A 13,651-nucleotide genomic window follows, 5' to 3' on the forward strand; every position below is an offset into this window, starting at 1 on the left:
TTCCGCATCCTGCGGAAACTTTTTTTACCAACCCTTCGTCAAGAGGGGCAGGAGGAAAGGGAGCGAGGCATATGGAAATAGGAAAGGTATCCAACCAGCTGTTGGATGAGATCGTCTTTTCAAAAATCAAATATCGCCATGAAGACGTTCTGGTGGGCAGCGGATTGTCGGAGGATTGCAGCCTGATCTCCTTTGGAGACCAGATCTGCGTCATATCTACGGACCCCATCACCGCCACCGCCTCCAACATCGGACGACTCTCCGTGCTGGTTTCAGGCAACGATGTGGCTACCAAAGGGGTCAAGCCCTTTGGCATCATGGTCACCGTCCTGGCACCCCCCAGCGCCACCATCGAAGAGCTCCGGGACGTGATCGGACAGGTCATCGACGAGTGCAACCGGCAGGAAGTGGAACTGATCGGCGGCCATACGGAAGTGACGGATGCGGTGAACCGGATCGTGTTCTCCGCCACCAGCCTTGGGAAAGGCCTGAAAAAGGAGATCGTCTACGACCGACTGGTGAAGGAAGGCGACCGGATCATCCTCACCAAGTACGCCGGCTGCGAAGGGACCGTCATCTTGTACGATGAATTCCCGGAAGAGATCCATCCCCTTTTAAACGACCGGGAACACCGGGAAGTGGAGCAGCTGCGCCATTTTCTCAGCGTCACCAAGGAAGGGGTGCTGGCGGCCCGATTGGGCGCCGCCTACATGCACGATGTAACGGAAGGTGGAGTTCTGGGAGCCATTTGGGAGAGCGCCAACAAATTTGGCCTGGGGGTCCACATCCAGGAGATGGCCATCCCCATCCTGTCTGCAACCAGAAAGATCGCCTCCCACTTTGGGATGGACCCGCTGAAATTGATCTCCAGCGGCATGATGCTCATTGCAGCAGAGGAAGAAAAGGCGACGGCCATCGTCGCGGAGTTGACGAAAGAAAAGATACCGGCAGCCATCGTGGGAGGGTTCACAGAGAAGAACCTGTTACTTAAAACACCGGGCGGGACCAAAGAGATCCATCCTCCCCAAAGCGACGAGCTGTATAAGGCATATAGATAGAAGGAGAAATAAATGACAAGATTTGACGGACGAAACAACGAGGAACTAAGAAATATAAAGGTAACAAAAGATTTCACCATGTACGCAGACGGCTCGGTGCTCATCGAGTCGGGTAACACCAGGGTACTTTGCACCGCCATGGTGGAAGACAAGGTGCCCCCCTTTCTGAGAGGTCAGGGAAAGGGCTGGGTCACGGCGGAGTACAACATGCTGCCAAGCGCCACCCAGGTGCGAAAACAGCGGGAAATGAGCCGGGGAAAGGCAGACGGACGCAACGTGGAGATCCAGCGGCTGATCGGCCGGACCCTCCGAAGCGTGGTGGATCTGGACCGCTTGGGCGAGAGGACCCTTTGGGTGGACTGCGACGTGCTGCAAGCTGACGGCGGGACCAGGACGGCAGCCATCACCGGAGCCTTCATCGCGCTAATGGAGGCCCTGCATAAGCTGGTGGAAAGGGGAGCCTTGGAAAAGATCCCTGTGAAGACCCAGGTGGCGGCAGTCAGCGTCGGCGTAGTGGACGGAGAAGCCATGCTGGATCTGTGCTACGTGGAAGATTCAGCAGCGGAAGTGGACATGAACATCGTCATGACGGCCCATGGAGAGATCATCGAGATCCAGGGAACGGGAGAAGAGCGCCCCTTTACCAAGGAAGAATTTTCCCGATTGATGGAACTGGCAGAGCTGGGGATCCGCCAGCTGGTGGATATTCAGCGCCAAGAGCTGTCCCACGTGGAATTTTAAAGGCGGGGTATGTATGAAGATCGTCATTGCAACGGGAAATCGGCACAAGAAAGTAGAAGTGGGGCAGATCCTGGGAGAGGATCTTTTTGACCTGTCCACCATGAAGGAAGAGGGTCTGGATCTGGACATCGTAGAGGATGGAGACAGCTTTGAAGAAAACGCCCTCATCAAGGCTCGGGAGGTAAAAGCCCATACCCCATATGCTGTTTTGGCTGACGATTCCGGTCTGGAGGTGGATTTTCTAAACAATGCTCCTGGAATCTATTCCGCCCGCTATGCCGGCGAGGAAGCCAACGATGCCAGGAACAACGAAAAGCTGCTGGAAGCCTTGAAGGATGTTCCGGAAGAAAAAAGGACGGCCCGGTTCGTCTGCGTCATCGCCTACATCGACGAAAAGGGAGAAGAATTCCTGTTTCGGGGGAAATGCCCAGGCAGGATCGCCTTTGCGCTACAGGGAGAAGGCGGATTCGGTTATGATCCCCTGTTTCTGGTGGAAGGTGGAAACAAGACCTATGCTCAGTTGACGGAAGAAGAAAAGAACGCCATCAGCCATCGGGCCGTGGCCCTGCAAAAGGCCATGCCCTTGCTGGAAAAACATGCAAAGGAGCAGGATTCATGAACATTCTGGTATTCAGCGACAGCCACCGCAATACGAAACGGATGTTGGAGGTGGTGCGAAACAGCGAAAATACGGATCTGATCCTCCATCTTGGAGACAATACAGAAGATGCAAAAAAGATCGCAGAAATCACCGATACGCCCCTTGTAGTGATCAAAGGGAACACGGATTACACGGACGAACCAGAAGAGCTCCTGCTGGAAAAGGAAGGGTTCAAGCTGCTTTTGACCCACGGCCACCGCTTCAAGATCAAAAGCGGTCTGCAAAGCTTGTATTATCGTAGCAAGGAGTTGGGAGCGGATCTGGCACTGTACGGACACTCCCACGTGGCAAGCAACGAAGAGATCGGCGGCATCGTCTTTTTGAACCCGGGGAGCATCGGCGACAAGCGTGGTCAGAAGTACTACAGCTACGGAAAGATCACCCTGAAAAACAAGGCTCTGGACGTGGCCATTTGCTATCTTCCATAAGGCCGGGAAAAATGCAAAAAACGCTATTTATGTCTTGACTTGCACCCTCTTGTGCTGTATACTAATCCTTGTCTTCAGAATTCCGTTGTCTGATTTTTGAAATTGCTTGACAACTCAGGCGTGTTAAGGTATCATTTTTTATGTTTGCGGGTGTAGCTCAGTGGTAGAGCCCTGGCCTTCCAAGCCAGTCGCGAGGGTTCGATTCCCTTCACCCGCTCCATTTATCATTAAGGCCATGCGCCTGTAGCTCAGTAGGATAGAGCAACGGCCTTCTAAGCCGTGTGCCCGGGGTTCGAATCCCTGCAGGCGCGCCATTTAATACTTAACGTGGTGGGTATAGCTCAGCTGGCAGAGCGCCAGATTGTGGTTCTGGATGTCGTGGGTTCAAGTCCCATTATCCACCCCATTTTTTACAATTTACAACCCTGTTGGGGTATAGCCAAGTCGGTAAGGCACCAGACTTTGACTCTGGCATGCGTAGGTTCGAGTCCTGCTACCCCAGCCAAGTGACCCATTAGCTCAGTTGGCAGAGCACCTGACTTTTAATCAGGGTGTCCCGCGTTCGAGTCGCGGATGGGTCACCATTTTTAAATGCGGATGTGGCGGAATTGGCAGACGCACTAGACTTAGGATCTAGCGCCTTCGGTGTGCAGGTTCGACTCCTGTCATCCGCACCAAATGTCTATAACCCTTGATAATCAAGGGTTTTTTCATTTTTTGACGTACTGTATAAACCTCGAAATTCCATACAAAAAAGAGACTGTGCCGCTTATTTGCCGCTCATACGTTCAAAAATAGGTTCGGATGGCACAACATCAAATTGAGGAATAAAAGACGAACAGTCACAGAGAAATCTTGCCCGGAATGGGAAGAGACATGTGGCTGTTTTTTCTAATTTGAAAGCCTGTATTTGGCGTTTAAGGATCTTTGCTCACGGGGTCACAAACTTGTTCGAGTTAAAGTATAAGGTGAATTTTCGTCCATTTTAAAGTCCTGATAACACCAATTTACTGGAAACCAAAAACACGTCAAGCTGTGACATGTTCCGTAGAACAAAGGAAAAAGGTTATAGAAATTCGCAAGTAATTGCGAGTTTCATTGAGAGAAAAATGGATGTGTGCTATTCTTGAAGTAGCGTTTCAATAGGAGGTGCAATATGGCTGTTTCGTATAATAAATTGTGGAAGCTTCTTGTAGACCGGAGGATGAGCAAAGCCGATCTACGAAAGGCGGTAGGGGTCTCTCCCAATACTTTCACAAAGATGAACAAGAACGAGGAAGTTTCCTTGACCGTCCTCGGAAGGATCTGCAAAACATTGGATTGCGACTATGGAGACATCATTTCCTACGTATCCGGAGAAGACGAGTTGGAGAGTACGTCCGAACAGAACTATTTGTGTTAAAATAAATATAGAAGATTAAAAATATGCGAATGCGAGGTATGGATCATGAGCGACAGAAAAAGGGACCAGGAACGAGCAGAACTGCACAAAACCATTTGGGGGATCGCCAACGATCTTCGGGGAAGCGTGGATGGTTGGGACTTTAAACAATATGTACTGGGCATGCTGTTCTACCGATATGTATCTGAAAACCTTGTAAGTTATATCAACCGGGGAGAAAGGGAAGCGGGTGTCGAAGATTTCGACTATACCAATTTGACCGATCCTGAAGCGGAAACCGCAAGGGAAGATCTGGTGCAAACCAAAGGCTTTTTCATCTTGCCCAGCGAGCTGTTCCAAAATGTTCGGAAGAATGCAGCAAGCGACGAAAACCTCAATGAAACGTTGGAGCAGGCATTCCGAAATATAGAAGCATCTGCCAAGGGAGCAGCCAGTGAAGATGATTTCAAGGGCCTCTTTGACGACATCGATGTCAACAGCAACAAGCTGGGCGGAACGGTCGCAAAGAGAAACGAGAAGCTGGTCAAGCTCATGAACGGCGTTGCTGCAATGAAGCTTGGCGATTACATGGACAACACCATCGATGCCTTTGGGGATGCCTACGAATATTTGATGGGCATGTATGCCTCCAACGCCGGAAAGAGCGGAGGGGAGTACTATACTCCACAAGAAGTCAGTGAACTCCTTACCAGGATCACTTTGGTTGGGAAGACGGAAGTCAACAAGGTCTACGACCCTGCCTGTGGATCCGGATCCCTGTTATTAAAATTTGCCAAAATCTTGGGGAAAGAAAATGTACGACAAGGCTTTTTCGGGCAGGAAATCAATATCACCACCTACAACCTTTGCCGGATCAACATGTTCCTGCACGATATCGACTATGACAAGTTTGACATCGGTCATGGAGATACCTTAAAAGATCCTATGCACTGGGATGAAGAGCCATTTGAAGCCATCGTTTCCAATCCGCCATATTCCATCAAATGGGATGGGGATGCGGATCCGTTGTTGATCAATGATCCTAGGTTTTCGCCAGCTGGAGTGCTGGCACCCAAATCCAAGGCAGATCTGGCCTTTGTCATGCACTCCTTGTCTTGGTTGGCCACCAGCGGAACGGCAGCCATCGTTTGTTTTCCGGGCGTCATGTACCGAAGCGGCGCAGAGAAGAAGATCCGAAAATACCTGATCGACAACAACTATGTTGATTGTGTGATCCAGTTGCCGGACAATCTGTTTTTTGGTACCAGCATTGCTACATGCATCATGGTCTTGAAAAAATCCAAGAAGGACAACAAGACCCTCTTTATCGATGCATCCAAGGAATGCATCAAGGTGACCAACAGCAACCAGCTGACGTCCAAGAATATAGAGACCATTGTGGAAACTTATGCCCAAAAGAAAAACAAAGACCATTTTTCCAGGTTAGTTCCCAATCAAGAGATTGAAGAGCAAGACTATAACTTCTCTGTATCTACATACGTAGAGCAGAAAGATACACGGGAGATCATCGATATAACTGTCCTGAACAAGGAGATCGAAGAAATCGTTGCTAGGGAGCAAATACTGCGGGATGAGATTGCCAAAATCATTGCAGAGATCGAGGTGGACGCATGAGCAGGTTGGAAGAACTGATTCAAGAGTTTTGTCCGGATGGAGTGGAGTATAAAAAGATAAAACAATCTTACAAAAGACTTAAAGGCACTCCAATTACAGCGGGAAAAATGAAAGAGATTGAAAACCCTAATGGTGAAATTAGAATTTTTGCAGGTGGGAAAACTGTTATTAATGCAGTGGAAAAAGACATACCTCAAGCAAATATTACAAGAGTCCCTGCTGTACTAGTACAATCTAGAGGTGTGATAGATGCTATTTATTATGAAGAGCCATTTACATTTAAAAATGAAATGTGGGCATATACATCAGACAGTGCTATAGCAGTAAAATATTTGTACTATGTTCTAAAGAGCAATATTCTGCATTTTAGAGAAGCTGCTTCGGGTATGGGTTCACTTCCACAGATTTCGCTCAGAGTTACAGAAGATTTCTTTATCCCCATCCCACCTCTACCCGTGCAGGAAGAAATTGTACGCATATTGGACAATTTCACCCAGCTTACAGCAGAGCTTACAGCAGAGCTTACAGCAGAGCTTACAGCTAGGAAGAAGCAGTATGAGTTTTATCGAGATTTTATTATCGGATTTTCTAATGATGTACCTATGGTCAAACTAAGTGATATTGCCGTAGATATGTATAGAGGTTCTGGAATAAAACGAAATGAAGTCACGGTAGATGGAACTCCATGTGTTAGGTACGGTGAAATTTATACGACATATAATATTTGGTTTGACTCTTGTGTTTCAAACACACACAAAGGCAACAAGACGTTTAACCATGGCGATATTTTGTTTGCAATTACAGGAGAAAGTGTTGAAGATATTGCAAAATCGTGTGCTTATGTTGGCCATGATACTTGCTTTGCAGGTGGTGACATTGTTGTAATGAAACACAATCAGAATCCGAAATATATTGCATATGCTCTTTCTACAACAGATGCTCGAGTGCAAAAAAGTAAAGGGAAAATTAAAAGTAAAGTCGTTCATTCAAGTATTCCCGCTTTAAAAGAAATTCAAATTCCGTTACCATCAATAGATGAACAAGCCAGGATAGTCTCGATTTTGGATCGCTTTGACACCCTTTGTAACGACCTGTCAAGTGGTTTGCCAGCAGAGATTGAAGCACGTCAGAAGCAGTACGAATACTACCGGGATAAGCTTCTCACCTTCAAGGAGGTGGAGTCATGAGTCAATACAACATCGTGGTTTCCACAGAGAAAAGCACGGTTGTTGCCGAGTACGTATCAACATATAATCACACGGGGAAGTACCAGAGCGAGGCCGACTTGGAAAGGGAATTTATCCGGCTGCTTCAGGAACAAGGGTATGACTATTTAAAGATCCATAACGAAGCCTCACTGGTCGATAACCTGCGTACCCAGTTGGAGCAACTGAATGGGTACAAGTTTTCCGAGGAAGAATGGAACCGCTTTTTTTCGGAGTGTCTGGCAAGTCAAAATGAAGGCATCGTGGAAAAGACTCAAAAAATGCAAACGGATCATGTCCAGATCCTTCGACGGGACGATGGATCGACCAAGAACATCTACCTGATCGACAAGAAGAACATCCACAACAACCAGCTGCAAGTCATCAACCAATATGCAGAATCCCAGGGGAACCATGATACTCGTTACGATGTAACGGTGCTTGTCAATGGTATTCCTCTTGTTCACATTGAATTGAAGCGACGTGGCGTAGCTATTCGTGAAGCATTCAACCAGATCCGACGCTACCAGAGGGACAGTTTTTGGGCGGCCAGTGGTTTGTTCGAGTATGTCCAACTCTTCGTCATCTCCAACGGGACCCACACCAAGTATTATTCCAATACGACCCGGGCAAGTCATGTTAAGGAAAATGCAGATGGGGAGCGAAAGAAAAGTAAAAAGACCAGCAACAGCTTCGAGTTTACTTCCTATTGGGCGGATGCCAACAACAAGGCCATCGCAGAGCTGGTTGATTTCACCAAGACCTTTATGGCCAAGCATACCCTTTTGAATGTTTTGACCAAGTACTGCGTGCTGACTTCGGAGGATCTGCTTCTCGTCATGCGGCCATATCAGATCGCGGCAACAGAACGAATCTTGTCCAAAATTCAAATTGCGAACAACTACAAGAAACTGGGAACACTGGAGGCAGGAGGCTATATCTGGCACACCACCGGAAGTGGGAAGACACTGACTTCCTTTAAGACGGCACAACTGGCGTCGGCTTTGCCCTACGTGGACAAGGTCCTCTTTGTGGTGGACCGTAAAGACCTGGATTACCAGACAATGAAGGAGTATGACCGATTCCAGAAGGGTGCAGCCAACAGTAATACCTCTACCAGGATCCTTGAAAAACAGCTGGGGGATGAGACCTCCCACATCATCATTACCACGATCCAAAAACTGGACAGGTTCATTACCAAAAACAAGGGTCACGCCGTATTCCAAAAACATGTGGTCATCATCTTCGACGAATGTCACCGTTCCCAATTTGGCGACATGCACCTGAAGATCATTCGATCCTTCAAGAAATATCATTTGTTTGGTTTTACAGGGACACCCATCTTTGCAGCCAATTCCAGTTCCGGCGGAAAGCCGAATCTTAAAACCACACCACAAGCCTTTGGCGAGAAACTCCACACCTATACCATTGTTGATGCCATCAACGACGGGAATGTTCTGCCTTTCCGCATCGATTACATCAGCACGGTCAAGATGAAAGATCATGTAAAGGACAAGGACGTTTCTTCCATCGACACGGAAAACGCCATGGCAGATCCGGAAAGGATCCGGGAGATCGTAGCATATATTTTGGAGCACTTCGATCAGAAGACCAAGCGAAACAGCTTTTATTCCTTGCAGGGACAAAGAATGGCCGGATTCAACTCCATCATGGCAGTCAGCTCCATTGCTGTGGCCAAGAAGTATTATACGGAGTTTCGAAAACAGCTGAAGGAGAAGAATCGGAAACTCAATGTAGCCACGATTTTCAGTTACAGTGCCAACGAAGCGGATCCGGAGGATGTCTTTCCCGATGAAGATTTTGACACAAGTTCCTTGGATCAAACTTCCCGGGAGTTTCTTGAAGGAGCGATAAAAGACTACAATGCGGATTTCAATGTGAATTTTGACACCTCCGCCGACAAGTTTCCAAACTACTACAAAGATCTTTCCATGCGGATGAAGGGACGGGAAATCGATCTGTTGATCGTCGTGAACATGTTCTTGACGGGATTTGATGCTACGACCCTGAACACGCTCTGGGTAGACAAGAACCTTCGTCAACATGGTCTGATCCAGGCATTTTCCAGAACCAACCGGATCCTCAACTCTGTGAAGACTTATGGGAATATTGTATGTTTCCGTAATCTCCAGGAAGAAACGGACGAGGCCTTCGCCCTTTTTGGCGACAAAGATGCGGAGAGCATCGTTTTACTAAAAAGCTACGATGCCTACTACGACGGATTTGATGAACACGGGAAGCATCAATCGGGCTATACGGAACTCATTGCAGACCTGGAACAAAGATTCCCCATTGGTCAATCGATCATCGGTGAGCAAAACAAGAAGGATTTTATTCGCTTGTTCGGAGCAATATTAAGACTGAAAAACATCTTGACCGCCTTTGACCAATTTGCCGGCAACGAGATACTTAGCGAACGGGATTATCAGGATTACCAGAGTGTCTATATTGACCTGTATCAGGAAATGGGTGGGGGCGAAAAGGCAGACAAGGAGAAGATCAACGACGACGTTGTCTTTGAGATCGAGCTGATCCGGCAAGTGGAGATCAACATTGATTACATTTTGATGCTGGTGGCTAAGTTCCACGAGACCAATTGTCAGGACAAGAGCATCTTGGTCACCATCGACAAGGCAATAGGATCCAGTATGCAGCTACGCAGCAAGAAAGAGCTGATCGAGCATTTTATTGAAAAAGTCAGCATCACGGCCGAAGTAGAAGAAGCGTGGAAGAAGTTCGTCCACGAGCAGAAGGAAACAGACCTGGAGGCCATCATCAAAGAGGAAAAGCTGAAAGAAGAACAAACGAGAAAGTTCGTGAACAACTCTTTTAGAGATGGAACATTGAAAACCACCGGTACGGACATTGACAAGATCCTGCCGCCGGTCTCGCGTTTTGGAGGAGGAAGGGAAGTAAAGAAGCAAGGTGTAATCGAGAAGCTGATGAAGTTTTTTGAGAAGTATTTTGGGTTGGTCTAGAAGTGCAGTAGAAGAATTGAATAGAGTTGGAAGTATCCAAGGCCTTAATCCCATGAAATTGCTTTAAGAAACCAATTTCATGGGATTAAGGCCTATTTAACGTTCGATAAGTGCAAAATATATTTTGCGTAAAGATGTTAAAGAATTTGTGCTGAAGAGAAGTTTCAAAATGACGGAATAAAATTCGGAGTTTAATTGGAGTTTACTAAAAAATCTGACTTGAAAAGAAAGGAGTAAGAGTATTTTGAAAAGTTGGTTTTGATTTTATTCAAGATATTGTTTTGTATAATAACATAGACTAAGATAGCATCATGACAGGATATTGAAGAATGTAGTATTTTAAATTAAGTGTAATAAGTATCAATGTTTTAACATGGGGCACAATAATTTGTGCGTTCTTTCTAACTGGCTTTTTTTAATTTTAACCGATAACTAATATTTTATTATTTGTTAAATTGGACGAATGTTGCTGTAAAAAGTAGAATGTGTTAAAATTTTCATAATAGCTGTGCAATGGATTACACAGCTTTTTGATCTGTATTCAATTATGTGAAAAATATTTGTTATTCGCAAGTTTAGTTTTTAATTAATCTAATGTCAAATGAGACATGGGAGGAATGACATGTACATTAACAGGGGATCAGAGTGGCGCCGTTGGGAGTTGCATTTACACACACCATTTACCAAAAGGGAAGATCAATATGAGGGAAGAGATGCTGACGAAAAATGGGATAATTTTTATCAAACTATAAAGAATTACATAGGTGACGCTACCGACCCATTAAAAGATATCGCAGCTATTGCGATTACAGATTATCTATCTATAGCAAATTATTTAAAGGTTAGAGATGATAAAAGATTGCCAGAATCTGTAAAACTAATTCTACCTAACGTTGAACTTAGAATGCAACCCATTGCTCAAGATTCGCCAATTAATATCCATTGTATTTTTTCGCCGGGTATTGTGAATCAAATTGAAGATCGATTTTTTTCGAAACTTGAGTTTGAATTTAATGGAAACAAGTACTCGGCCTCAAAGTCACAATTAATTAGTTTGGGGCGCGCTTTTGCATTAGATAATAGTTTGCCAGAGGAAGAAGCAGAGTGCTTAGGAAGGTCACAATATGTACTAGAATATGATGTTTTGTTAAAAATATTTAGAAATGATCAAGAATTACGTAAAAATACGATTATAGCTGTATCAAATAAAACTAATGATGGTGTTTCAGGTACTAGAACTCATAGCCAATATTTTGAGAGAAATATTTCTCAACTAGAAGCGACTCGTCGTTCAATATATCAGTTTACAGACATGGTTTTTTCAGCGACTCAGTCTGACATTTCTTATTTTTTAGGTGAACGTGCAGATAGTGAGAATATTGTTAAAGCCAAATGTGGTTCCTTAATGCCGTGCGTTCATGGCAGTGATGCACACACGAATGAAAAAGTTTTCGAACCTGATGATATGCGATACTGTTGGATAAAATCGGATACCACATTTGAAGGTTTAAAACAAATTTTATTTGAACCCAAGGACCGTGTGAGAATCAGTTCATCTTATCCTGAGTCAAAACAAAGCTATCATGTAATTGACCGTGTGGAAATTGATGGTAATGCAAATTTTTCACCTGAGCCGATTTATTTTAATGAGAATTTGACTTGTGTAATCGGTGGAAAATCTACAGGTAAGTCCTTATTGCTTCATAATATTGCTTTGGCAATAGACAAAGAACAGGTTAAGGATAAAGAAGAAACTGTTGTAACAAATGTAAAAGCAATTTCTGGGTTTAAAGTATATTGGAGAGATGGAATATGTAGTGACGGAATCAATAAACTGCGAAAAATTGTTTACATTCCTCAAACATACTTAAATAGATTAAGTGATGAAAAAGAAGAAACTACTGAAATTGACAATATAGTTCAAGGTGTTGTTTTACAGGATAGAGAATTAAAAAAATTGCATGAAAATATGGTTGATGGCATTCTAAGACATAAGCGATTAATAGCGCAGACCATAGTAGACTTTATGCAAACTGTTAAAAAACGAGATGAATTATTTGATAATAAAATGGAAATTGGTGATAAGGAAGGAATAAATCAAGTTATCAATAAATTGTCAAAAGAATTGGAACTTTTATCGATAGATTGTGATATTAAAGATGGTGAAGTTCAAACTTATCAAAATGCCATTGAAGAAGTTAATCATATTCAACTTCGCTTACAAAATATTGGAATAGAGAAAAATCAAATTAAAGCATTAGAAACAGTTCTACAAAAGATAGATTTAAACTATAATTCTATTTCTGAATTTGAAGAAGAATTCGACGATGCAATTAAAAGGATTCAAGATGAAGCTGATAACCAATGGCTAGTTGAGAAAAGTGGACTTGTAGAAAAAATGGAAATAAAGATAGCAGAATTGAAGCAAGATTTGAAAAATTTTACTATAAAAATTGAGAATCTCAGACCTAAGATGGAAGCTAATGAGAGGTTAAGTAAGATTTCTGATTCGATAGTTATCGAGAAAGAAAAGATGAATAAAATACTTAAATTAGATAATGAGTTAGAAAAAATTAATAAATTATTCGAATCACAATTAAATTTACTTATAAACTCATTTGAAACCTATAAAGGTTATTATAAAAGTTATATAGATGGTGCAAATAGAAGCTTTGTATCCCCCACAGAGGACCTTGAGTTTAGAGCTAGTTGCGTCTTTAGAGCGGAACAGTTTTCAGAGAAAATATTGGAGATTTTAGACAATAGATCGATTGCAAGATTTAAAAGTATAAATTTTCATAAAATCTCTGAAGCAGACTTTATGATGCACGAAAAGGTAAAGTCTTTTATAGAATCACTAATTGCTAACTCATCTGAAACACTCAAACTAAAAAATAATAATACTCTTGAATCAGCTTTTAAAGATATTTTTTCTAATTGGTACAATGTCGATTATATTGTAAAAATGGACAATGACAGCATTGAAGAGATGTCTCCAGGAAAGAAAGCTTTAGTATTATTAAGGTTGCTAATAAGTCTTGCTGAAAGCAAATGTCCCATTCTAATTGATCAACCAGAAGATGATCTCGATAATCGATCTATATTTGATGAACTCATTTGTTTTATTAAAGCAAAGAAGATTGACCGACAAATAATTATGGCAACTCATAATGCAAACATTGTTCTTGGTGGAGATGCAGAACTTGTTATAGTTGCAAATCAACGAGGATCAAAGTCATCTAATAATATGTATCGTTTCGAATATAGGGGTGGTTCGATAGAAGACAATTTACCAGTCAAAGATGATAATGGAAATATTAAAGGTGGAATACTAAATCAAAAAGGTATACAAACTCATATTTGTGAAATTCTCGAAGGCGGAAAACAAGCATTTGATTTGCGCAAAAGCAAGTATCGTTTTGATAATTTTGAATAGAAAATCAGATTCGGAGTAGATTATATTCTAATATTTTTAAGGTTTCTAATAATATTTATTATTCTTGATTTTTTAGCTTTGTTCAAGCTCGACAAAGAATAAATTGT

9 protein-coding genes and 6 tRNA genes are annotated in these 13,651 nt (G+C 43.4%); all 15 read left to right on the plus strand.

Going from position 1 to position 13,651, the window contains the following annotated elements:
- Positions 1 to 71 precede the first annotated feature (71 nt).
- The 15 genes from J0B03_RS09675 (at position 72) to J0B03_RS09745 (ending at position 13,544) form a co-directional block, all read left to right on the plus strand.
- On the plus strand, positions 72 to 1,058 hold the full coding sequence (locus J0B03_RS09675) for an AIR synthase family protein (RefSeq protein WP_207299406.1): 987 nt from the start codon (positions 72 to 74) through the stop codon (positions 1,056 to 1,058).
- Positions 1,059 to 1,070: 12 nt separating this feature from the next.
- Positions 1,071 to 1,799 (plus strand): ribonuclease PH, encoded by a 729-nt coding sequence (rph, locus tag J0B03_RS09680; protein ID WP_207299407.1) that lies wholly within the window; start codon positions 1,071 to 1,073, stop codon positions 1,797 to 1,799.
- A gap of 13 nt (positions 1,800 to 1,812) precedes the next feature.
- Complete coding sequence (gene rdgB, locus J0B03_RS09685; protein ID WP_207299408.1) at positions 1,813 to 2,418, plus strand: RdgB/HAM1 family non-canonical purine NTP pyrophosphatase; 606 nt, start codon at positions 1,813 to 1,815, stop codon at positions 2,416 to 2,418.
- Positions 2,415 to 2,888, plus strand: coding sequence for a metallophosphoesterase family protein (locus J0B03_RS09690; protein ID WP_207299409.1), 474 nt, complete (start codon positions 2,415 to 2,417; stop codon positions 2,886 to 2,888). The genes rdgB and J0B03_RS09690 overlap by 4 nt, the downstream gene beginning before the upstream one ends.
- 146 nt (positions 2,889 to 3,034) lie before the next feature.
- Positions 3,035 to 3,108: transfer RNA gene (locus J0B03_RS09695), tRNA-Gly, on the plus strand.
- Positions 3,109 to 3,125: 17 nt separating this feature from the next.
- Positions 3,126 to 3,202 (plus strand) — tRNA-Arg (locus J0B03_RS09700).
- Positions 3,203 to 3,218: 16 nt separating this feature from the next.
- Positions 3,219 to 3,294 (plus strand) — tRNA-His (locus J0B03_RS09705).
- 23 nt (positions 3,295 to 3,317) lie between these two features.
- Positions 3,318 to 3,393: transfer RNA gene (locus tag J0B03_RS09710), tRNA-Gln, on the plus strand.
- 3 nt (positions 3,394 to 3,396) lie between these two features.
- Positions 3,397 to 3,472 (plus strand) — tRNA-Lys (locus J0B03_RS09715).
- Positions 3,473 to 3,481: 9 nt separating this feature from the next.
- Positions 3,482 to 3,565, plus strand: a tRNA-Leu gene (locus tag J0B03_RS09720).
- 479 nt (positions 3,566 to 4,044) lie between these two features.
- Positions 4,045 to 4,290, plus strand: a complete 246-nt coding sequence (locus J0B03_RS09725; protein ID WP_207299410.1) for a helix-turn-helix domain-containing protein — start codon at positions 4,045 to 4,047, stop codon at positions 4,288 to 4,290.
- A gap of 45 nt (positions 4,291 to 4,335) precedes the next feature.
- Complete coding sequence (locus J0B03_RS09730; protein ID WP_207299411.1) at positions 4,336 to 5,904, plus strand: type I restriction-modification system subunit M; 1,569 nt, start codon at positions 4,336 to 4,338, stop codon at positions 5,902 to 5,904.
- On the plus strand, positions 5,901 to 7,091 hold the full coding sequence (locus J0B03_RS09735) for a restriction endonuclease subunit S (protein ID WP_207299412.1): 1,191 nt from the start codon (positions 5,901 to 5,903) through the stop codon (positions 7,089 to 7,091). The genes J0B03_RS09730 and J0B03_RS09735 overlap by 4 nt, the downstream gene beginning before the upstream one ends.
- Positions 7,088 to 10,108: a type I restriction endonuclease subunit R gene (locus J0B03_RS09740; RefSeq protein WP_207299413.1), complete on the plus strand. Its 3,021-nt coding sequence runs from the start codon at positions 7,088 to 7,090 to the stop codon at positions 10,106 to 10,108. Before J0B03_RS09735 ends, J0B03_RS09740 begins: the two co-directional genes overlap by 4 nt.
- A gap of 622 nt (positions 10,109 to 10,730) precedes the next feature.
- Complete coding sequence (locus tag J0B03_RS09745) at positions 10,731 to 13,544, plus strand: TrlF family AAA-like ATPase (RefSeq protein ID WP_207299414.1); 2,814 nt, start codon at positions 10,731 to 10,733, stop codon at positions 13,542 to 13,544.
- Positions 13,545 to 13,651 lie beyond the last annotated feature (107 nt).

Source organism: Alkalibacter rhizosphaerae, from assembly GCF_017352215.1.
In the GTDB taxonomy this organism is placed as follows: domain Bacteria; phylum Bacillota; class Clostridia; order Eubacteriales; family Alkalibacteraceae; genus Alkalibacter; species Alkalibacter rhizosphaerae.

What these genes read in the sequence shown, in the direction of transcription:
- J0B03_RS09690 (WP_207299409.1), top strand. Translation starts at nt 2,415, where the DNA reads ATGAACATTCTGGTATTCAGCGACAGCCACCGCAATACGAAACGGATG.
- J0B03_RS09740 (WP_207299413.1), top strand. Translation starts at nt 7,088, where the DNA reads ATGAGTCAATACAACATCGTGGTTTCCACAGAGAAAAGCACGGTTGTT.
- rph (WP_207299407.1), top strand. Translation starts at nt 1,071, where the DNA reads ATGACAAGATTTGACGGACGAAACAACGAGGAACTAAGAAATATAAAG.
- J0B03_RS09725 (WP_207299410.1), top strand. Translation starts at nt 4,045, where the DNA reads ATGGCTGTTTCGTATAATAAATTGTGGAAGCTTCTTGTAGACCGGAGG.
- J0B03_RS09735 (WP_207299412.1), top strand. Translation starts at nt 5,901, where the DNA reads ATGAGCAGGTTGGAAGAACTGATTCAAGAGTTTTGTCCGGATGGAGTG.
- J0B03_RS09675 (WP_207299406.1), top strand. Translation starts at nt 72, where the DNA reads ATGGAAATAGGAAAGGTATCCAACCAGCTGTTGGATGAGATCGTCTTT.
- J0B03_RS09730 (WP_207299411.1), top strand. Translation starts at nt 4,336, where the DNA reads ATGAGCGACAGAAAAAGGGACCAGGAACGAGCAGAACTGCACAAAACC.
- rdgB (WP_207299408.1), top strand. Translation starts at nt 1,813, where the DNA reads ATGAAGATCGTCATTGCAACGGGAAATCGGCACAAGAAAGTAGAAGTG.
- J0B03_RS09745 (WP_207299414.1), top strand. Translation starts at nt 10,731, where the DNA reads ATGTACATTAACAGGGGATCAGAGTGGCGCCGTTGGGAGTTGCATTTA.